The sequence below is a fragment of the Rhizobium ruizarguesonis genome (assembly GCF_012349115.1).
In the GTDB taxonomy this organism is placed as follows: domain Bacteria; phylum Pseudomonadota; class Alphaproteobacteria; order Rhizobiales; family Rhizobiaceae; genus Rhizobium; species Rhizobium ruizarguesonis.
The window spans coordinates 62,987-82,941 of record NZ_PQIG01000133.1 but is presented as its reverse complement, the minus strand read 5'-3'; the positions used below and the strand labels follow the sequence as shown (position 1 = coordinate 82,941).

Below are 19,955 nucleotides of genomic sequence, written 5' to 3'. Positions count from 1 at the left end.
GTCTTCTTCGTTTCTTGGAGGCCGCAACGCGCTGGAACTCCAGCGACCCCGGACATGAGAGTCCGTGCGGACGGTTCATTTCTTGTGCAGTTTGCGTCCTGTTGTGTTTTTGGAGCTTAGTTTCGTGAGTATTTATCAGCGCGTCTCGGTGGATGCGGCGCTTCATGTGCTGCGCGATATCAACCGTAATATGGCGGTCACGCAAAACCACATCACCACCGGCATGCGTGTCGCGGAGGCCAGAGACAATTCCGTCTACTGGTCGATCGCCACCACTGCTCGAACCGACAACAAGGCGGTTTCGGCGATCCAGGATGCACTCGGTATGGCAGCGGCGACGATGGGAACGGCCTATACCGGCGTTCAGAATGTCATCGACGTCGTCTCCGAAATCAAGGCCAAGCTCGTTGCCGCGACCGAAGACGGCATCGACAAGAACAAGGTCAACGAAGAGATCAAACAGCTGCAGGAGCAACTGCGCAGCGTTTCGGAATCGGCTACCTTCAACAGCGACAACTGGGTGGTCCTCACCAACGATGCGACGCCGACGCAGCCGCGCCAGATCCCGGCCTCCTTCATCCGCAACGCCGACGGCACGATCTCGGTCGGCATGCTGAGCTACCATATCGACACGACGCCGAGCGGGAGCACGACCTCCAAGGACGCGCGCTACCTGATCGACGATCGCGCCACCGGTTCGGGTGAATACGGCGTGCTGACATCGGCCTATTTCGCCACCGAGCTCGGCGCCTCGCAGGACTATGTGCTGATGCAGAGCAAGAACGGCACCACCACCGGGCAGGTGGTGATTTCGCTCTCGGCCAGCACGACGAAAGGACAGGTCAGCGAAATGATCAGCGTCGTCGATGCAGCGCTGACGCAGCTGACGACGGTCGGTTCGGCTTTTGGCGCGCTGGAAAAACGCATCAATCTGCAGAACGACTTCGCCACGAAACTGCATGACAACATCACAGCCGGCATCGGCCGGCTCGTCGATGCCGACATGGAGGAGGAGTCGAGCAGGCTGCGGGCGCTGCAGACGCAGCAGCAACTCGGCCTGCAATCGCTTAACATCGCCAACGCAACTTACGATACCGTGCGGCAGTTGTTCCAGAATTTCTGAGGCCAGACTCTCTTCATCCGAAACGCGTGACATCGAACTCCGCAGGCGGGAAGTGCTTCCCGCCTGCGGAGTTTTCACAAATTCCCGTGGAGGCTCAGGGACGGTGTCCACCAAAACTGGTGATAATCAGCGCATTCCGGCAACATGGCTGTGTTTCGACGTCCGAATTTGCCGTATCAGGAGAACATCTTCATTTTCTTGCCGCAATCCTTGCCATTTGCTCGGATCAGTCGAACGGAGACCGTCCTGTCCATGATCAAGAAATTCCTACTTCTAGCTATTGCCGCAAGCTATCTCAGCGCCTGCACGACGACCGATCCCTATACCGGTGAACAGAAGGTTTCCAATACGGCCGGCGGCGCCGCGCTTGGCGCCCTTGGGGGCGCGCTCGTCGGCGTGGCTGTCGGCGGCGGCGGCCACGGCAAGCGCAATGCGGCGTTGATCGGCGCAGGCGTCGGCGCTCTCGCCGGCGGTGCGATCGGCAATTACATGGACCAGCAGGAATCCGAGCTTCGCGCCCAGCTCGAAGGCACCGGCATTTCGGTGACCCGTAACGGCGACAACATCATCCTCAACATGCCCTCGAATATCACCTTCGACGTCGATCAGGACGCGGTAAAGCCGGGCTTCTATCCGACGCTGAATTCGGTGGCGATCGTGCTGCGTAAGTTCAACCGCACGCTGATCGACGTCAACGGCCATACGGATTCGACCGGCAGCCTGCAGCATAATCAGGACCTGTCGCAGCGCCGTGCGTTGTCGGTTGCCGATTATCTCGGCGGCCAAGGCATCGACCAGCGCCGCGTCTCCGCCGTCGGTTTCGGCCCGTCCCAGCCGGTCGCCTCCAATGCGAACGAGGCCGGCCGCGCGCAGAACCGCCGCGTCGAGATCCAGATCGCGCCGATCACACAGGGCTGATTCCGGCTCGTATGCGTTTGCGGAAAGGCCGGGTCACTCCCGGCCTTTTTCGTCAGTGCTGCATCGTCGCACCCTTGGTGATTTTGTCGACGATCTTCTTTTCGGCGCGCAGCGCGATGCCGATCACCTTAGCATCTTCGGGCGCAAATTCTGCGAAGACGGCGCGGTTGGCTGCGTCGTGGCCGGTTGCAAACATTTCCTCGATAAAGAGCGAGCTGGTGATATCGCGCTCCAGCGCGCGGCGATGAATGGCTGATATGGTCGCCTCGTCTGCAGAAAGCACGATGATCGGCTGGATCGATAGCGGATTGTAGAGATTGCCGGCGCGGTCCCTGTAGGCTTCACCGATGATCTCCGGATGCCCGCCGGCGATGCCTGTCATCAGGAAGGCGGTGACGTTCAGCTTCTGCCAGCCGGCAAGATTGTTTCGCAGGACGACGGCAATTTTGGTATCAAACATCAGACGGTCTTTCACCTATCTACGGGTTATGGAGTATCGGCGCGTTGAACCAGGATTTACATCCGCAGATCTCCGAAGGTCTTGAACGTTTGTGCGCGGGATCATCCGGCAATGGCATCCTTGCCGCACCGGCCTTTCCCGGCATCGAGCGCATCGAGGCGCAGTTCTCCGGCAATGCCTTCGAGCCGCACCGGCACGACACCTATGCTCTGGGCGTGACGCTGAAAGGCGTACAGACCTTCCGCTATCGCGGCGAGCGGCGCTTCAGCCTGCCGGGGCAGGTGATCGTGCTGCATCCCGATGAGGAGCATGATGGCGGGGCGGGGACGGAGGACGGGTTGCAGTACCGCATGCTCTATCTGGAGCCATCGTTGCTGCTCGAATGCCTGGAAGCCGATGGCGTCGGCCTGCCTTTTGTCGATGAACCTGTTATCGGCGATCCCGCGCTGGCGGGCGTGCTGCTGGCAGCACTCGGCGAACTCGACCGCGAACTGGACGCGCTTTTCGTCGACGATTTCGTATCGCGGGTCACCGGCGGGCTGTCCCGGCATGCGCGCATGCCGCGCCGGCCGCTGGGTCTCGTCGCCTGGCGGCAGGCGCGGGCGGCGCGCGACTATCTCGAGGCGCATGCGACGCGGGCAGTACGCTCCGGCGAGCTGGAGGCGGTGACGGGGCTCGACCGTTTCGCGCTATCGCGGCATTTCCGGGCGGCCTTTGCCACCAGTCCGCATCGCTACCTGCTGATGCGGCGGCTGCAGCGGGCGCGGGCGATGATCGGCGCGGGCGAGGGGATTTCCGATGTGGCGGCGGCAACGGGCTTTGCCGACCAGAGCCATCTCAACCGTCATTTCAAGAAGGCCTACGGCATGACGCCTGGCCAGTGGGTAGCGCTCGCGCATAACTCCGCGCCGCGCTCTGGATTCATGCGACGCGCTTTAAGTCTTTGATTTATGCATGTCGTTATCCCAAAACCGCTGCACATTTTTGGGCGATATGCATCAAGCGGGATTTTCCGCAAGGCCGGAACGGCGCGCGATGAAACGGGCGAGCATCGGGCCGATCATCAGGATCACCAGGAAACGGCCGGTCTGCATCGCCATGACGAAGGGCACGTCAACATCGCTGGAGGCGGCGATGATGGCGACGGAATCGGCGCCGCCGGGGCTGGTGGCGAGATAGGCCGTTAGCGGGTCTATGCCGGCGAAGACGTGAAGCGCCACGGCCATGCAGCCGCAGAGCGCCATCAGCAGCACGATGCATGCCGATACCCTCGGCAGGGCGCGCGCCACGTGCTCGATGATCGAGCGGGTGAAACGAAGGCCGATGCTCCAGCCGACCAGTGCATAGGCGATGGCGAGCAGCCACATCGGCAACTCAATTTTCAGCAGGCCCATGCCCTGCAGCAGGGCGCCGAGAAAGAGCGGCACGATGATTGAGCCGCCCTGGAGGCGCAGGCGCCGGACGCCATAGGCGCAAAAGGCGGCAAAAGCCATCGTCGCCGCGAAGGCCGGCCAGTCGATCTCGGGAAAGAGGACAAGCGGCGGCTCGGCGCCGTCGGCTGCCACCCACAGGCGCGAGATCACCGAGGCGCCGACGGCGACGAAGACGACGCGCAGATACTGCATGAAGGCGACGAGACGGGCATCGGCGCCATAAGCTTCCGACATGATGACCATGGCGGAGGCGCCGCCCGGCGAGGAGCCCCAGACCGCGGTTGTTCCCGGCAGCACCTGCCAGCGCGTCAGCAGCCAGCCGAGGCCGGTGGCAATGGCGATGACCGAGAAGATGAACAGCAGAAAGAGCGGCGCGTCTTTCGCCATGGTGCCGAGAATATTGGGAGTGATGGTGCGCGCCATCATCAGGCCGACGAGGACCTGGCCGAATTGCAGCGGCCAGAAGGGCACACGAAGCTTTCCCTTGCCGACGGTCAGCGCCAGCGCGATTGCCGCGACCATCGGCCCGATCAGCAGCGAGGCCGGCAGGGCGAAGAGTTCGAGGAAGACGACGAGAGCTGTGGAAAGCGCGAGCAACAGCGCCCATTTCGGCAGGCCGGCATCCCGCAGCAGGCGGCTTGCGTCGCTGAATGGCATGGATTCCCGTATCTTTCCTGGCCGGTGCCAAGCCCTGAGGCTGAAGGTAGGGGAAGCTCCGGCATGACGAAGAGAGGCCGGCTGCAGGAGCCGGCCGGCGCGGGTCCGGTATAGGTGGGTGGCACGGCGGCGGTCAATTGCGAAATCTGGCTTCCTGGCGTCTTGGAATGCGAAACTGATTCATGCGGCCGCTTCAAGTCGTTGTTTTCATGCAGATCGTCCTCCAAAGCCATTGAACGGTTCTGAACGAGATGCACTAGAAATGCACATGGCTGACGAGAAAATCGAGCAGCGCGCGTACGCGCGCCGGCAGCGGGCCACCCTGGCCCATATAGAGGGCGTAGAACTCTTCGAGATCGCCGGGATTGGCCTCTTCAAGCACCGGCACCAGGCGCCCGGCATCGATATCGGCGCGCACGGTGAAGTCGGCAAGGCGGGCAAGGCCGGCGCCTGACAAAGCGAGGTGGCGCATGGCTTCGCCGTCTCCCACCTGCACGCCCGGTGTGATCGGGATGGTCACCGTCTGGCCGTCCTCGCGCAGCGGCCAGCCCTCGATGGCGCGGGCATAGGAAAAGCCGATGCGGCAATGGCGGCGGAGATCGGCGGTCGTGCGTGGTTTGCCGTGACGCGAGAGATAATCAGGCGACGCGACGATGATCTTGCCGGTGGCGCCAAGCTTGCGGGCGATCAGGCTGGAATTCTTCAACGGGCCGGCGCGGATCGCGACATCGGCGCGCTCTTCCATCAGGTCAACTATCCTGTCGGTATGGGAAATATCCAGCGTCACGGCCGGATGAAGCGCCATGAAGGCAGGCACGAGCGGCGCCAGCAGATGGTTGCCGAAGGAGCCGCTGGTGTTGATGCGGATGCGGCCTGAGGCTTGTTCGCCCGTCGAGGCTTGATGTTCGGCCTCGGTGATATCGGCAAGGATGGCGATGCTGCGCTCGTAGAAGGCGCAGCCTTCCGGCGTTAGCTGCAGCCTTCGCGTGGAGCGGTTGACGAGGCGGGCGCCGAGGCGTGTCTCCAGCCGGGCGACGAGCTTGCTGACGGCCGACGGCGTCATGCGCCGGGCCGTGGCGGCCGCGGAAAAGCCACCGCGCTCGACGACACTGACGAAGACTTCCATTTCGCCGGAGCGATTGATGTCCTGACGGCTCATGATGAATTCAAGTCACAAATGTTTTGCCGGTGGGCAATCTATATCATCGAACCGCTAAGGTCTATCTCATAGGAAAGACAGGAGACAGGTCCATGGACTACAGAAATCTCGGCGCATCCGGCCTCAGAGTACCGGTCTTAAGCTTCGGCGCGGGCACATTCGGCGGCAGCGGCCCGCTGTTCGGCGCCTGGGGCAATACCGATGCCGAGGAAGCGCGGCGCCTCGTCGACATCTGCCTGGAAGCCGGTGTCAATCTCTTCGACACGGCCGACGTCTATTCGGCCGGCGCTTCCGAAGAGGTGCTCGGCCAGGCGATCCGCGGCCGGCGAGACGCTGTGCTGATCTCGACGAAGACGGCACTGCCGATGGGCGAGGGGCCGCAGGACTGGGGAACGTCGCGGGCGCGGCTGATCCGCGCCACCGAGGATGCGCTGCGCCGGCTCGGGACCGACTATATCGACCTGCTGCAGCTTCATGCTTTCGATGCCTCGACGCCGGTCGAGGAGGTGCTGTCGACGCTCGATGGGCTCGTTGCAGCAGGCAAGATCCGCTATGTCGGCGTTTCCAATTTTGCCGGCTGGGAACTGATGAAGTCGCTCGCCGCCGCCGAGCGCCACGGCTATCCGCGTTATGTCGCCCATCAGGTCTATTATTCGCTGGCAGGGCGCGATTACGAATGGGAGCTGATGCCGCTTGGCGCCGACCAGGGGGTCGGAGCCTTCGTCTGGAGCCCGCTTGCCTGGGGACGGCTGACCGGCAAGATCCGCCGCGGCCAGCCGCTGCCCAAGTCAAGCCGGCTGCACGAGACGGCGCAATACGGCCCGCCCGTCGACGACGAGAAGCTGTTCGACATCGTTGAGGTGCTGGCCACCGTCGCAGCCGAGACCGGCCGGACGGTGCCGCAGATCGCCATCAACTGGCTGCTTAACCGGCCAACGGTGTCGAGCGTTATCATCGGCGCCCGCAACGAGGAGCAGCTCAGGCAGAACCTCGGCGCAGTCGGCTGGAGCCTGTCGAAGGAGCAGATCGAAAGGCTCGACGCCGTCAGCACCCTGACGGCGCCCTACCCCTATTTCCCCTATCGGCGGCAGGAGGGTTTTGCGCGGCTCAATCCGCCGATCGTCTGAGGCGCCGGGGGCGGCGGGTTTGGCTATAACAAGCGGCCTACAACAAAAGGGGAATGAAATCTTCTGCCAATCTTAACTGGACAGCCGCTTTGACTTGCCGCATACCCAGCTAACCTGCGGAACACGATATGGTTTCCGCGGAATAGCAGGGAGATCAAAGGGATGGCGCTGAAGGACGCAAAGGCCGGCACACGCAACGAGGTGGGTATCGCCGCCGTGCTTGGTATTCTCAAGCAGAGCTTCGGCGAGCGCTTCCAGACAGGCCAGTCCTTCCGCGAACAGCATGCCCATACGACCACCTATATCCCAGCGCAGCTGCCGGACGGCGTGCTCTTTGCCGAGAGTGCCGAGGATGTGAAGGCGGCGGTCAGGGCGTGTGCGACCCACAAGGTGCCGGTCATCGGATTCGGCACCGGCACCTCGCTGGAGGGGCAGATCAATGCCGCCCATGGCGGTATTTCGATCGATTTCAGCCGCATGAACCGGGTGCTCGAGGTCAATCCCGAAGATCTCGACTGTACCGTCGAGCCGGGTGTGACACGCGAAGCGCTGAACATCCACCTGCGCGATACGGGCCTGTTCTTCCCGATCGATCCCGGCGCCAACGCCTCGATCGGCGGCATGGCCTCGACGCGGGCGTCCGGCACCAATGCCGTGCGCTACGGAACGATGAAGGACAATGTGCTTGCCGTCACCGCGGTCACCGCCAATGGTGAAGAGATCCGCACGGCCCGGCGCGCCCGCAAATCTTCGGCGGGCTACGACCTGACGCGGCTCTTCGTCGGCGCCGAGGGCACGCTCGGCATCCTGACCTCGGTGACGTTGCGCCTGCAGGCGATCCCGCAGAAGATCGCCGGAGGGGCCTGTGCCTTTCCGAGCATCAAGGCCGCTTGCGATGCCGTCATCCTGACGATCCAGATGGGCATTCCGGTGGCGCGCATCGAGATCCTCGACACGGTGCAGATGCGGGCCTGCAATGCTTATTCCGGGCTTTCCTATGCCGAAAGCCCGACACTCTTCCTCGAATTCCACGGCACCGACGAGACGGTGCCGCTGCAATCGGCAGCCTTTGCCGAGATCGCGGCGGAATGTGGGGGCGGCGAATTCCTGTGGACCGCCAATGCCGAGGAACGGACAAAACTCTGGAAGGCGCGCCACGACGCCTATTGGGCCGCAAGGGCGCTGGCGCCCGGGCTTGCCGCACTTTCGACCGATGTTTGTGTTCCGATATCGAGGCTCGCCGATTGCGTTTCCGCTACACAGGCGGATATCGAGGAGCACGGGCTGCTGGGGCCGATCGTCGGCCATGCCGGAGACGGGAACTTCCATGTGCTGCTGTTGTTCGACGACAGAAGTGCCGAAGACATCGCCATGGCTGAGAGCTTCGTGCAGCGACTCAACCAGCGGGCGCTCGACCTGGACGGGACATGCACCGGCGAACACGGGATCGGGCAAGGCAAGATGGCGTTTCTGGAACAGGAGCTTGGCGGCGCTGTGGATCTGATGCGACAGGTGAAACAGGCGCTCGATCCGGACGACATCTTCAATCCCGGCAAGATTTTCCACCATGGCTGAAAACGGAATATTCTCATGAACTTGGGCCTTGCCCCCGGCATGAATAGCGCTAGAACAGGATGATGTTGGGCCGGCTCAACCTAAAATCTGAATCCTGTTCTCAAATAAAGAGTTAGAGCATGATGTCGTCCGAAAACCGCTCACACTTTTCGGCATCATGCTCTAGTGTCGGCAACAGAATCCCGAATGGAGACGCTTTGCATTGGTAGGCCGGTTCCTCGTCTTTCTGGGGGGAGTGATCGTCGTAGTGCTGTTTGTGGCGCTGCTTGCGCCGCTGTTCATCGACTGGACGGATTTCCGCAAGAATTTCGAGGATCAGGCAAGCCGCATTATCGGCAAGAAAGTCACGGTCTACGGGACGGTGGATGCGCGCCTGCTGCCGTTTCCATCGGTGACGCTGCATGACGTGCGCGTCGGCCAGGAGGCGGACGGCACGCCGATCGTCAAGGTCGAGCAGTTCTCCATGGATGCGGAGCTCGCACCTTTCCTGTCGGGTGAAGCGCTGATCTTCGACATGCGCATCGTCAATCCGAAGGTGCGCTTGAGATTGCTCAAGGACGGCACGCTCGACTGGATGCGCGGCAGCCGCGCGGAAATACCGGCAAGGACCGTCGTACTCGAAAACGTGCATGTCAGCGGCGGCGAGGTCGAATTCATCGACGACCAGTCGGGCCGCTCGCGTCGCATCACCGGCCTCAATGCGGAAATGTCGGCAAAGTCGCTGGCCGGTCCCTGGCGCATCGAGGGCGACGCTGCGCTCGACGGCGAGCATGGCGGCTTCTCGATCTCGAGCAGTCAGCCGGACGAGAAGGGCGTGCTGCGCATGCGCACGAGGCTCTCGCCGGACAAGCATCCCGTCAGCGTCGATCTCGACGGCGAACTGAAGCTCGTCGACAGCAAGCCGAACTATCAGGGCCAGCTTTCGGCCGCGATCGAAATCCGCAACAGCGCCAAGCCTGCCAACAAAAAAGAGCAGCCGCCGCGCGTCAAGGGCCGCTTCGAGCTCACCAATGAACGCATCCGCATTCCTGAATACCGGATGGAGATCGGCCCGACGGACGATCCCTATGTCATAACCGGCGAGGCGACGCTCGATACCGGCAATGCACCGGAATTCCTGTTGACCGCTGATGGGCAGCAGATCGACGTCAACCGCATCGGCAATCAGGGCGCGTCGGGCAAGACGACACGGGATCCCGCTGTTTCGGCGCGCCAACGGCTGAATTCGCTGATCGATATCGTCCGGCAGGTGCCGATCCCGCAGGTGCCGGGCAAGGCGAGCGTCAAACTGCCGGCGATCGTCGCCGGCGATACGACGCTGCGCGACGTACAGCTGGAGCTCGAACCGGCCGGCACCGGCTGGATGATCGACAGCGCCACCGGCACGCTGCCGGGGCGCACGCAGGTGGAAGGCAAGGGCAAGCTCCTGCTTGAGGGCGAAGCTTCGTTCAATGGCCAGATCGTGGTGGCCTCCAGCCAGCCGACGGGGCTTGCCTCCTGGCTTGCCGGCTCGGTCGATCCGGCCATCCGGCAATTGCGGCAGGCTGGCTTTTCCGCCAATGTCAGCCTGACGCACGAATTGCAGCGTTTTGAAAATCTCGAGATTGCCATCGGACCGGCGACGCTGAAGGGTCGGCTGGAGCGCCAGGCGATCTCCGGCCAGACGCCGACGTTGTCGGTGGCGCTGAACGGCGATACGCTCGATCTGGACGCGCTGCAGGCGCTGAGCGGGCTCATGACCGGCCCGGATGCCGGCGATAACGTGCTCGACCACAAGATCGCCGCCCAGCTCAAGGCCGATAAGTTCACGGCCTTCGGCGTCGACGCCGAGAATGTCGAGACCACCTTTACGATCGCCGATGGGGCGCTTGCCGTCGACCGGCTGTCGATCAAGAACATCGCAGGCGCCGAGCTGACGGCGACGGGCAGGGCGGAGGGCTCGCTGCTCGACTACAAGGGCGCCGGCGAAATCACCTTCAAATCGGCCGATCCCGGCGGGTTCTTCACCATGCTGCGCGAGCACCTGCCGCATCACCCGGTGCTCGACCGGCTGGTGCGCAATGCCGGCTGGTACGGCAATACGGCGCTACGCGGCGCACTGACGCTCGGCGGCGACGAGGGCAACGCGCTGACCGTGACGCTTGCCGGCGTGGCGAACGGCAGCCGCGTCAATCTCGACTACCGCATGTCCGACCTCTTGGCGTTGACCGGCAACGGCACGACGAGCCTCGAGGCGACGCTCGAAAACGCCGTGCCGTCCATCCTGTTCGGTCAGGCCGGGCTCGACCCGCTGCCGGTCGATGTCGGGGCCAATGGCCGTCTGACGCTCAAGGTGAAGGCATCGGGCAACGATCCCGCCGATGCGGCGCTGAGCTTTGCGACCGACCGGACCTCGCTCACCGCCAACGGCAAGGTCGATGTCCGGCCGGAGAGCTTCATGAACGGCCACATCGCACTGTCGCTCGACAGCGCCGATATCGACCCCTATCTCATCATGAACGGCATCGCCCTGCCGCAGACCGGAACCGGGTTGCCGCTCGGCCTGCAAGTCAATGCAGCGGTCGATAGCGACAAGATCGTCCTTTCGGATCTTAAGGGGCATGCGGCCGACAACGAATTTTCAGGTGCGCTGACCGTCGACCGGAAGGCTGCGAAGACGACCGCGAGCGGCGGCCTGACGCTCTCTAAGGCCGATGCCGGCTGGCTCGGCGAGGCGTTATTCGGCCAGATCGTCGATCCCGCCAACGGTCAGCTGACGACGGCGCCGCTGGGGCTGCCCGTCTTCAAGGATCTCGACGTCAACGTGAAGCTGACGGCCAAGCAGTTCTGGCCGGGCCTGCCCGAAACGGCGGTGTCGGACTTCACCAGCAACGTCGCCTACAAGGGCGACGAGCTGCAGCTCAACGACATGGCCGGCAACTGGGACGGGGGAAAGCTTTCCGGCAACCTGCTCTTCACCAATGCCAACGGCACCGGCTTCCTGCAGACGAAGCTTGCGCTTGCCGATTCCGATCTTTCCGGCGTCGTCTGGCTGCGCGACGGCGCGCCGATCGCCAACGGCAAGTTCGGATTGTCGCTGTCGATGGAGGCCTCGGGCAAGACGATCGGCGAGATCGCCAGCTCGCTCAATGGTTCCGGCGAACTGAGGCTCGGCGATACCAGCATTCGCGGGCTGAACCTTGCCATCCTTCCGCCGCTGCTTGCCGCGACCGATACGATGCAGGAGCAGATCAACGCCGGCAAGGTGCATCCGATCATCGAAACGCTGCTCAGCAACGGCGAGGCGAAGCTGCCGCCGCTCGGCGTTCCCTTCAACATCACCGACGGAACGCTGAGGGTGCAGAATGTCACCGTCGCCAACGATCTCGCCCGCATCACCGCCGATGCGCAGATCGCGCTGCCGGAAGAGCGGGTCAGCGCGACGCTGGGTGTCGGGTTCAATCCGGGCACGGAAGCGCTTTCCGGCGCCGAGCCGGCGCTCAAGCTGAATTTTTCGGGCATGCTGCCGTCACCCGGCAAGACGATGGATGTGACCGATATCACCAGCTATCTGTCGCTGCGCGCCTTTGAGCGCGAGCGTCGGCGGGTCGAGCGACTGCAGGCGATCGTGCTCGAAAAACAGCGGCTGCGCCGCGAGGTGGCGCTCTATCGGTTCAACGACGCCGAGCGCATCAAGGCGGTCGAGATCGAGCAACAACGGCAGGCGGAGGAAGAGCGGCTGCGTGCACTGGCGCAGCAAGCAGCCGCCGAGAAGGCCGCTGCCGAGGCAGAGGCTGCACGCGCGGCGGAAGCCAAAGCGAAGGCAGATGCGCAAGCGAGGGCTGCCGCTGAGGCGGAAGCGGCACGGCGCGGTGGGCAAGCGCAGCCCGGTCCGCTCAATTTCGACCAGTTACCGGGCGTTCAGGCGCAGTGAGATTGCATAGAGCGCCGCGCGTCTTTTCAGACGCGCTAAGGACGCTCTATCACTTTGAATCTGCGCATAATCCTTTCCGAAAATCGATTCCGATTTTCGGGGTTATGCGCTAGAATTTGATTCATGCAAGGCGCTCAGATCTTTGTTTTCATTGATTTCGCGCCCCAAATCGCCCCACGGTTTTGTGCAATATGCATGAGGCCCGTGTCACGGCTGGCGGTCGCCGCCGGCCTTCAGCCATGAAAGCACATGCAGCCGCAGCGCCGAGGACAGGTTGCTTTCAGCAGGACGGTGGTCGTCGATCTCGGAGATCAGGGCGGCGAACGGCATCGAACGGCTTGCGGCGATCGTCTTCAGCTCGGCCCAGAACTCATCCTCCAGCGAGAAACTGGTGCGATGGCCGTGCAATGTCGCCGAATGCTTGCGGATCATGAAGCGGTTTCACATCCCGGTTAGAGCGCCGTGCGTCCGAGAGGACGCGCTAGGGGCGTTCCATCAAATCATGCGTGGGTTGGCGGATCGATTCAAGGAAAGCACGCAAGTGGCTGATCGCAGAATCTATTCCGGTTTTCAAGCTTTGCGTGAAACCATCACGCGCCGTCGTCATCCGTTTCGATTCGACCGTCGCGATGGGCTTTGTCAGCCTTGTCGTTCAGGCTGCGGGTCAGTTGCTTTTCGGCCTTGGTGCGGCCGAAGGAGATGCGGTTCTGCTCGGCCTGCTGCTCCTTTTCGGAGCGGGCCTGCTTCTTGCGGAACTGGCGCAGATTGATGATTTCGGCGCTCATGCGGTTGCCTGATTTCCCCATGAAAAAGGGAGGCTTGGCCTCCCTTTAAATCACTGCTTCTTGCGGAAGGAGTCGAGTGAGACGACGGAGCCCGGTTTTTTCTCCTCGCCGTCGGTGGGTTTTGCGCCCGCGGCGTCGTCGGGCTTTCCAACAGCATCCACCGGATAAGCGGTGATTTCACCGGACGGCAATTCCTCGCCGTCGGCGAGAGGCACATCGAATTCGAGCTCGAAGTTGACGGAGGGATCGTAGAAACCACGGATCGCATTGAATGGGATGACCAGCTTTTCCGGAACGTCCGAGAAGGAAAGGCCGATCTCGAAATGCGTTTCAGTGATCTTCATATCCCAGAACTGGTGCTGGATGACGATGGTCATCTGCTCGGGGTATTTCGACTTCAGGTGCTGGGAGATCCGCACGCCGGTCGCGCCGGTGAGGAAGGTGATGAAGAAGTGATGATCACCGGGCAGGCGGCCCGTAGCTGCGACTTCCGCCAAAACCTTGCGGATGACGCCGCGAAGTGCATCCTGTGCCAGAATGTCGTAGCGGATATGATCCTGCCCCATGCTTTTCCTGTCTTTCGTCGGTTCGGAGTCTTTTCACAAGGTTGTATGCCACGTCCGGGCGCCTTGGGAAAGACCGGAGCCGAGTCACGTTTTTAAGCAGCATACATGATTTCGGCGGCAGGGAGAAGGTGAAGGCTTCTGTTGCCAGGTGCCTTCGGACCCCGCCTAGAGGTGCGAACCACTAGGACTTTGATTGAAGTGTCACACCGCGATTAAGCAGCGAGACGAGCTTCCGCATAGTTGTCGTTTGCAACTACAATTTTAGCCCGATAACGGCGGTACAATGCCGAGCAAAAAGACGATCTTTACACCCTTGTCGATCCTGTTTCGCCCCCATCAAAAGCCGGCCTTTAAGACCGCCGGTTTTTGGTGGAGGCGCCGGGTACCGCCCCCGGGTCCAATAGGTTTATTACACCGCTCATTTATCGCCATAGCCGGCCCGAAAGCCGACAGGGGTGATATAGTGGTTTCCTCAGCCCAAGGAAAGGGCAAACGTCATAAAAGCGTTATGCGTCCCATCAGAAACATTGGGAAAATGCCCGCCGGTGATTGGTTTCCCGGTTCCGAAGGCTTAAATTAGCCGAAACGGAATCAGCGCGACATGAAGCAATATCTCGATCTCTTGAATCATGTGATGGAAAAGGGCTCCGACCGGGGCGACCGTACCGGCACCGGCACGCGTTCGGTCTTCGGCCATCAGATGCGCTTCGACCTCGAAGAGGGCTTCCCCGTCCTCACCACGAAGAAGCTGCATCTGCGCTCGATCATCCACGAGCTTCTCTGGTTCCTGAAGGGCGAGACGAACATCCGCTATCTCAAGGAGAACGGCGTTTCGATCTGGGACGAATGGGCCGACGAAAACGGCGATCTCGGGCCGGTCTACGGCGCCCAGTGGCGCTCCTGGCCAGCGCCCGACGGCGGCCATATCGACCAGATCGCCAATCTGGTCAAAGGCATCGTCAACAACCCGAATTCGCGCCGCCACATCGTTTCGGCCTGGAATCCGGCCGAGGTGGACGAAATGGCGCTGCCGCCCTGCCATTGCCTGTTCCAGTTCTATGTGGCTGACGGCAAGCTTTCCTGCCAGCTCTACCAGCGCTCGGCCGATATCTTCCTCGGCGTGCCGTTCAACATCGCCTCCTATGCGCTGCTGACGATGATGGTGGCTCAGGTGACCGGACTGAAGCCTGGCGATTTCGTCCACACGCTCGGCGACGCCCATCTCTATCACAACCACTTCGACCAGGCGAAGCTGCAGCTGGCGCGCCGGCCGAAACCGCTGCCGTTCATGCGCATCAATCCTGATGTGAAGGATATTTTCGGCTTCACCTTCGACGATTTCGAGCTGATCGGCTACGAGGCCGATGCCAGCATCAAGGCGCCGATCGCCGTCTGATCCGGGACATTTCATGGCTGACATCCGCAGGACCATTATCGCCGCCGTTGCTCGCAACGGCATTATCGGCCGCGACGGCGACATGCCGTGGCGGCTTTCGAGCGATCTCAAGCGCTTCAAGGCGCTGACATTGGGCAAGCCTGTGGTGATGGGCCGCAAGACTTACGATTCGATCGGCAAGCCACTGCCGGGACGACCGAACGTCGTCATTTCGCGGCAGGCGGCGATAGACCATGCTGATGTGAGCATGACACATTCGCTGCCCGAGGCGATAAAGGCGGCCGAAAGGCTGGCGCTCGAAACCGGCGTCGACGAGATCTGCATTCTCGGCGGTGGGCAGGTTTATGCCCAGGCGATCGGTCTTGCCGACCGGATGTGCATCACGCATGTCGAGGCCGATCTTGACGGAGACGCGTCGTTTCCCGCGATCGATCCCGATATCTGGCAGGCAGGGGAGGCGATCGCGGTTCCAGCCGGCGAGAAGGACAGCTATCCCACGCGTTTCATCGTCTACGAACGCCGACACGCCTGAAAATGAACTATTTTCCAATTAAATTGACCAAGTTTCTCACGCTGCGTTGAAAGCCGATGCGGCGATACCTATAACGGTCACCAACGCGTCCGCCGGTCAGCCCCCACGGTTTCGGATGCGTGGAGACTTAACGAACAACGAGGTTTTGATGCCCTGGAGCAATCAGAATGGCGGCGGCGGCCCTTGGGGCGGCGGCGGCGGTAATAATCAGGGACCATGGGGACAGGGGCCGAACCGGCCGCGCGGTGGCGGCGGCAAGGGCGGACCGCCCGATCTGGAAGATATCATCCGGCGCGGCCAGGACCAGCTGCGCAACATCATTCCCGGCGGCTTCAACGGCGGCGTGGCGGTGATCGTCGCGGCGATCGTCGCCGTCTTCTGGCTGATCCAGTGCATCTACGTCGTGCAACCGGACGAACGCGGCGTCGAGCTGCGGTTCGGCAAGCCGAAGGACGAGATTTCGATGCCGGGCCTGCATTTCCACCTGTGGCCGATGGAAACCGTGGAAACGGTCAAGGTGACCGTGCAGCAGCTGAATATCGGGGCGACTTCGGCATCGTCTTCGAATGGCCTGATGCTGTCCAGCGACAAGAGCGTCATTAACGTGCAGTTCGCCGTCTTTTACACGGTGAGTGACCCGAAGGCCTATCTCTTCAATGTCGAAAATCCGGCAGAGACCCTGCAGCAGGTTTCCGACAGTGCCATGCGTGAAATCGTCGGCCGGCGTCCGGCGCAGGACGCCTTCCGCAGCAATCGCCAGCCGATCGAAGTGGATGTGCTCAATATCCTGCAGGACACGATGAACCGCTACGGTGCAGGCGTGACCGTGACCGGCGTGACGATCCAGAACGTGGCGCCGCCGCGCGAAGTCGCCGATGCCTTCGAAGAAGTGCAGCGTGCCGGCCGTGACCGCGACAGCACGATCGAAGAGGCCAATCGCTATACCAACCAGAAACTCGGCCAGGCGCGAGGCGATGCGGCGCGAATCCGTGAAGATGCCGCCGCCTACAAGGACCGTGTCGTGAAGGAGGCCGAAGGTGAAGCGCAGCGTTTCACGGCGATCAACGACGAATATTCCAAGGCGCCTGACGTGACCCGCAAGCGGTTGTACCTCGAAACGATGGAGCAGGTGCTGAAGAATTCCCGGAAGGTCATCATCGATGAGAAACAGGGCGTCCTGCCCTATCTGCCGCTCAATGAGCTCGGCAAGCCGGCGCAGCAGGGAGGTTGAGTCATGACATCGAACAGACTTCCCATCATTCTCCTCATCCTCGCCTTCGTGCTGGTCGGGCTCTATTCGTCCATCTTCGTGGTGAATGCGCGCGAGCAGGCCATCGTCGTCCGTTTCGGACAGATTCAGACGGTCAAGACCGAGCCTGGCATTTACTTCAAGCTGCCTTTCGGCTTCATGGATGCCGACCGCGTTCAGCTGGTCGAAAAGCAGGCGCTGCGGCTCGATCTCGACAATATCCGGGTTCAGGTCCAGGACGGCCAAACCTTCGATGTCGATGCCTTCGTGATCTATAACATCTCGGATGTCCGCCGCTTCCGCGAAACGGTATCGGGCGATCGCGAAGCCGCGGAAGCGCGGTTGAGAGCGCAGCTCGATTCATCGCTTCGCCGCGTCTACGGTCTGCGTGACTACAATGCCGCGCTCTCGGAAGAGCGTGTCGCGATGATGCTGGAGATTCGCGACGATCTGCGCACAGATGCCGAAAATCTCGGTCTGCATATAGACGACGTTCGCATCCGCCGCACCGACCTTTCACCGGAAGTTGCTCCCAACACCTATAATGCCATGCGTTCGGAACGCCTCGCTGAGGCCGAGCGTATCCGTGCGGAGGGCAATGAGGAAGGCCAGCGGCGCCGGGCCATCGCCGACCGTCAGGTCGTCGAGCTCACCGCAGGCGCCCAGCGCGATGCGGAAATCCTTCGAGGCCAGGGCGATGCGGACCGCAACCGCGTCTTCGCCGAAGTCTTCAGCAAGGATCCAGCCTTCTTCGAGTTCTATCGCTCGATGGCGGCCTATTCCTCTGCTCTCTCGTCGCAGGACACGACGCTGGTGCTGTCGCCGAATTCGGAATTCTTCCGCTATTTCGACAATGCCGCCGGCACCCTGCAGTCGTCGCCAGCAAGCCCGGCAGTACCGGCTCCGGCAGCGCCTGGGGCACCTGCCCAGCGGACGAATTGAAGCAGGGGATTCCCCGACAATCATGAAAGGGCCGGCCCGAGTGCCGGCCCTTTTTTCGTGGAATGGGCGAGATAATTTGGCTTTTGCGAGGCCACGTCACATTGCACGGGGATTTCGCGAAAAGGTGATTTCGCCCTCCATCATTCCGCCTTATGCTGGTGCTCAATGTGCGCATGTACCCCTTATGAGGAAGCTTGATGGCCCCCACGATTCGCTCGCCCTTCAGACGAACGCTCGCGCTTATGGCCAGCGCTGCAATTCTTGCGCATGCCGGCATGAACGGGGTCGCCTATGCGCAAGCCGCGCCTCAGACGATCACACCCGGGGTTACGACACCCGCTCCGGCTACTCCGGAAACGACTGCTCCCGCACCCACACCGCCGGCCGCGGCTGCACCGGAAACGGCTGCTCCCGCACCGCAGCAGGCCGCCCCGATCCAGGCCGTCGTGCCCAACAGCGGTCCGGCTTCGGTCGCCGATCTCGCAGAGGGGCTGCTCGATGCCGTGGTCAACATCTCGACCTCGCAGAATGTGAAGGACGACGAGGGTGCAGGCCCGGCGCCGCGCGCGCCTGACGGCTCACCTTTCCAGGAATTCTTCAACGATTTCTTCAACAAGCAGCAGGGTAACAAGGGCGGCAATCACAATGTCAGTTCGCTCGGCTCCGGCTTTGTCATCGATCCCGCCGGCTATATCGTCACCAATAACCACGTGATCGAGGGCGCCGACGATATCGAGATCAATTTCGCCAATGGTTCGAAGCTCAAGGCGAAGCTGATCGGCACCGATACGAAAACCGATCTTTCGGTGCTGAAGGTCGAGCCGAAGACGCCGCTGAAATCCGTGAAATTCGGCGATTCCAGCACCATGCGCATCGGCGACTGGGTGATGGCGATCGGCAACCCGTTCGGCTTCGGCGGGTCGGTGACGGTCGGCATCATTTCCGGGCGCGGGCGCAACATCAATGCCGGCCCCTACGACAACTTCATCCAGACGGATGCGGCGATCAACAAAGGCAATTCCGGCGGTCCGCTTTTCAACATGAAGGGTGAAGTGATTGGTATCAATACGGCGATCATTTCGCCGAGCGGCGGCTCGATCGGTATCGGCTTCTCGGTGCCGTCGGAGCTTGCTTCCGGCGTCGTCGACCAGCTGCGCGAATATGGCGAGACGCGGCGCGGCTGGCTCGGCGTGCGCATCCAGCCGGTGACCGACGATATCGCCGACAGCCTCGGGCTCGACACAGCAAAGGGAGCGCTGGTCGCCGGCGTCATCAAGGGTGGACCGGTTGATGACGGCTCGATCAAGGCGGGCGACGTCATTTTGAAATTTGACGGCAAGACCGTCAGCGAAATGCGCGACCTGCCGCGCGTCGTGGCGGAAAGCACGGTCGGCAAGGAAGTCGACGTGGTGGTGCTGCGCGACGGCAAGGAGCAGACCGTCAAGGTGAAGCTCGGCCGGCTCGAGGACAGCGATCAGGCGGCAGCATCCGACGATTCAGGACCCGATGGTTCGCAGGATGACGGCGTGATCACCCCGGATCCTAGCGAGAACAACGACATGGACCAGCCTGACACCGGCGATCAGGTCCAACCAGCGCCGGGTACGCCCGACCAGCATAAGGGCCAGGTGTCGCCGGATGCGGCAACGCCGAAGAACGTGCTCGGGCTGTCGCTGTCGCTGTTGAGCGCCGAGACGCGCAAGGCCTTCGGCATCGCCGAGAGCGTCGACGGCGTCGTCGTGACAGAGGTGACGCCCGGCTCGGCCTCGGCCGAAAAGGGGTTGAAGCCCGGCGACGTGATCGTCGAGGTGGCGCAGGAGTTCATGAAGTCACCGGATGCGGTCGCCGCCAAGGTGCAGGCGCTGAAACAGGAAGGGCGCCGCAACGCCCAGCTGATGATCGCATCGGCGAATGGCGATCTGCGGTTCGTTGCGGTGCCGATGGAATAAGCGAAAAAGGAGCGGTCAGCCGCTCTTTTTTGATTTCCAGGCCGGTACAGATTGCCTTTGCGCGCAATTCGCTACGGTTCGTCGGTCACCTCAGAAATCCGCTGATGTCGATATTCTCGTCGTGACGCTTTTCCAGCGCCTGGAGTTCGTCCAACTGCTTATCAATCAAAG

General features: G+C 62.0%; 17 protein-coding genes and 1 other RNA gene. 11 read left to right on the top strand and 7 right to left on the bottom strand.

What is annotated here, in order from left to right; all coding sequences use genetic code 11:
• Positions 1-124: 124 nt before the first annotated feature.
• Together C3Y91_RS35170 and C3Y91_RS35165 are read left to right on the top strand one after the other, a co-directional pair.
• Positions 125-1,123, top strand: a complete 999-nt coding sequence (locus C3Y91_RS35170; protein ID WP_024320809.1) for a flagellin N-terminal helical domain-containing protein — start codon at positions 125-127, stop codon at positions 1,121-1,123.
• A gap of 252 nt (positions 1,124-1,375) precedes the next feature.
• Entirely contained in the window at positions 1,376-2,041 is a 666-nt protein-coding gene (locus tag C3Y91_RS35165) for a YiaD family glycine zipper/OmpA-like lipoprotein (RefSeq protein ID WP_018483828.1), read from the top strand.
• Between the two features lie 52 nt (positions 2,042-2,093).
• Here C3Y91_RS35165 and C3Y91_RS35160 read toward each other — a convergent pair whose 3' ends face one another.
• The gene (locus C3Y91_RS35160) at positions 2,094-2,501 is read right to left on the bottom strand and encodes a DUF2000 family protein (protein ID WP_130655888.1); all 408 of its coding nucleotides are present in this window, start codon (positions 2,499-2,501) and stop codon (positions 2,094-2,096) included.
• Positions 2,502-2,545: 44 nt separating this feature from the next.
• Between C3Y91_RS35160 and C3Y91_RS35155 the strand changes: the two genes are divergently transcribed.
• Positions 2,546-3,448 (top strand): AraC family transcriptional regulator, encoded by a 903-nt coding sequence (locus C3Y91_RS35155; protein ID WP_130721941.1) that lies wholly within the window; start codon positions 2,546-2,548, stop codon positions 3,446-3,448.
• A gap of 51 nt (positions 3,449-3,499) precedes the next feature.
• Here the strand turns inward: C3Y91_RS35155 and C3Y91_RS35150 are convergent, their stop codons facing one another.
• Together C3Y91_RS35150 and C3Y91_RS35145 are read right to left on the bottom strand one after the other, a co-directional pair.
• Positions 3,500-4,591, bottom strand: a complete 1,092-nt coding sequence (locus C3Y91_RS35150; RefSeq protein WP_130655886.1) for an AbrB family transcriptional regulator — start codon at positions 4,589-4,591, stop codon at positions 3,500-3,502.
• Between the two features lie 256 nt (positions 4,592-4,847).
• A complete protein-coding gene (locus C3Y91_RS35145) occupies positions 4,848-5,750 on the bottom strand; it encodes a LysR family transcriptional regulator (RefSeq protein WP_018074182.1) in 903 nt (300 codons plus the stop codon).
• A gap of 92 nt (positions 5,751-5,842) precedes the next feature.
• On the opposite strand from C3Y91_RS35145, the gene C3Y91_RS35140 reads away from it, so the two are divergent.
• The 3 genes from C3Y91_RS35140 (at position 5,843) to C3Y91_RS35130 (ending at position 12,365) form a co-directional block, all read left to right on the top strand.
• Positions 5,843-6,877: an aldo/keto reductase gene (locus C3Y91_RS35140; RefSeq protein WP_130655885.1), complete on the top strand. Its 1,035-nt coding sequence runs from the start codon at positions 5,843-5,845 to the stop codon at positions 6,875-6,877.
• A gap of 162 nt (positions 6,878-7,039) precedes the next feature.
• Positions 7,040-8,452, top strand: a complete 1,413-nt coding sequence (locus tag C3Y91_RS35135; protein WP_130655884.1) for an FAD-binding oxidoreductase — start codon at positions 7,040-7,042, stop codon at positions 8,450-8,452.
• A gap of 202 nt (positions 8,453-8,654) precedes the next feature.
• Positions 8,655-12,365, top strand: coding sequence for an AsmA family protein (locus C3Y91_RS35130; RefSeq protein WP_018074185.1), 3,711 nt, complete (start codon positions 8,655-8,657; stop codon positions 12,363-12,365).
• A gap of 207 nt (positions 12,366-12,572) precedes the next feature.
• Here the strand turns inward: C3Y91_RS35130 and C3Y91_RS35125 are convergent, their stop codons facing one another.
• The 4 genes from C3Y91_RS35125 to ssrA all read right to left on the bottom strand — a co-directional run bounded on the left by C3Y91_RS35125 (position 12,573) and on the right by ssrA (position 14,206).
• Positions 12,573-12,797 (bottom strand): ribbon-helix-helix domain-containing protein, encoded by a 225-nt coding sequence (locus C3Y91_RS35125; protein WP_018074186.1) that lies wholly within the window; start codon positions 12,795-12,797, stop codon positions 12,573-12,575.
• Positions 12,798-12,955: 158 nt separating this feature from the next.
• Positions 12,956-13,150 (bottom strand): DUF4169 family protein, encoded by a 195-nt coding sequence (locus tag C3Y91_RS35120; RefSeq protein WP_018074187.1) that lies wholly within the window; start codon positions 13,148-13,150, stop codon positions 12,956-12,958.
• Positions 13,151-13,200: 50 nt separating this feature from the next.
• Positions 13,201-13,716, bottom strand: coding sequence for an SspB family protein (locus C3Y91_RS35115; protein ID WP_018074188.1), 516 nt, complete (start codon positions 13,714-13,716; stop codon positions 13,201-13,203).
• 127 nt (positions 13,717-13,843) lie between these two features.
• Positions 13,844-14,206: a transfer-messenger RNA gene (ssrA, locus tag C3Y91_RS35110) on the bottom strand.
• 111 nt (positions 14,207-14,317) lie between these two features.
• On the opposite strand from ssrA, the gene C3Y91_RS35105 reads away from it, so the two are divergent.
• The 5 genes from C3Y91_RS35105 (at position 14,318) to C3Y91_RS35085 (ending at position 19,784) form a co-directional block, all read left to right on the top strand.
• On the top strand, positions 14,318-15,112 hold the full coding sequence (locus C3Y91_RS35105) for a thymidylate synthase (protein ID WP_018074189.1): 795 nt from the start codon (positions 14,318-14,320) through the stop codon (positions 15,110-15,112).
• 13 nt (positions 15,113-15,125) lie between these two features.
• Positions 15,126-15,644 (top strand): dihydrofolate reductase, encoded by a 519-nt coding sequence (locus C3Y91_RS35100; protein ID WP_018074190.1) that lies wholly within the window; start codon positions 15,126-15,128, stop codon positions 15,642-15,644.
• Between the two features lie 148 nt (positions 15,645-15,792).
• A complete protein-coding gene (gene hflK, locus C3Y91_RS35095; protein ID WP_003560923.1) occupies positions 15,793-16,875 on the top strand; it encodes an FtsH protease activity modulator HflK in 1,083 nt (360 codons plus the stop codon).
• Between the two features lie 3 nt (positions 16,876-16,878).
• Complete coding sequence (gene hflC / locus C3Y91_RS35090) at positions 16,879-17,835, top strand: protease modulator HflC (protein WP_018074191.1); 957 nt, start codon at positions 16,879-16,881, stop codon at positions 17,833-17,835.
• A 197-nt stretch (positions 17,836-18,032) separates the two neighbouring features.
• A complete protein-coding gene (locus tag C3Y91_RS35085) occupies positions 18,033-19,784 on the top strand; it encodes a Do family serine endopeptidase (protein WP_018074192.1) in 1,752 nt (583 codons plus the stop codon).
• Positions 19,785-19,955 lie beyond the last annotated feature (171 nt).

What these genes read in the sequence shown, in the direction of transcription:
- C3Y91_RS35145 (WP_018074182.1), bottom strand. Translation starts at nt 5,750, where the DNA reads ATGAGCCGTCAGGACATCAATCGCTCCGGCGAAATGGAAGTCTTCGTC.
- C3Y91_RS35100 (WP_018074190.1), top strand. Translation starts at nt 15,126, where the DNA reads ATGGCTGACATCCGCAGGACCATTATCGCCGCCGTTGCTCGCAACGGC.
- C3Y91_RS35140 (WP_130655885.1), top strand. Translation starts at nt 5,843, where the DNA reads ATGGACTACAGAAATCTCGGCGCATCCGGCCTCAGAGTACCGGTCTTA.
- C3Y91_RS35085 (WP_018074192.1), top strand. Translation starts at nt 18,033, where the DNA reads ATGGCCCCCACGATTCGCTCGCCCTTCAGACGAACGCTCGCGCTTATG.
- C3Y91_RS35125 (WP_018074186.1), bottom strand. Translation starts at nt 12,797, where the DNA reads ATGATCCGCAAGCATTCGGCGACATTGCACGGCCATCGCACCAGTTTC.
- C3Y91_RS35150 (WP_130655886.1), bottom strand. Translation starts at nt 4,591, where the DNA reads ATGCCATTCAGCGACGCAAGCCGCCTGCTGCGGGATGCCGGCCTGCCG.
- C3Y91_RS35115 (WP_018074188.1), bottom strand. Translation starts at nt 13,716, where the DNA reads ATGGGGCAGGATCATATCCGCTACGACATTCTGGCACAGGATGCACTT.
- hflK (WP_003560923.1), top strand. Translation starts at nt 15,793, where the DNA reads ATGCCCTGGAGCAATCAGAATGGCGGCGGCGGCCCTTGGGGCGGCGGC.
- C3Y91_RS35160 (WP_130655888.1), bottom strand. Translation starts at nt 2,501, where the DNA reads ATGTTTGATACCAAAATTGCCGTCGTCCTGCGAAACAATCTTGCCGGC.
- C3Y91_RS35120 (WP_018074187.1), bottom strand. Translation starts at nt 13,150, where the DNA reads ATGAGCGCCGAAATCATCAATCTGCGCCAGTTCCGCAAGAAGCAGGCC.
- C3Y91_RS35165 (WP_018483828.1), top strand. Translation starts at nt 1,376, where the DNA reads ATGATCAAGAAATTCCTACTTCTAGCTATTGCCGCAAGCTATCTCAGC.
- C3Y91_RS35105 (WP_018074189.1), top strand. Translation starts at nt 14,318, where the DNA reads ATGAAGCAATATCTCGATCTCTTGAATCATGTGATGGAAAAGGGCTCC.
- C3Y91_RS35135 (WP_130655884.1), top strand. Translation starts at nt 7,040, where the DNA reads ATGGCGCTGAAGGACGCAAAGGCCGGCACACGCAACGAGGTGGGTATC.
- hflC (WP_018074191.1), top strand. Translation starts at nt 16,879, where the DNA reads ATGACATCGAACAGACTTCCCATCATTCTCCTCATCCTCGCCTTCGTG.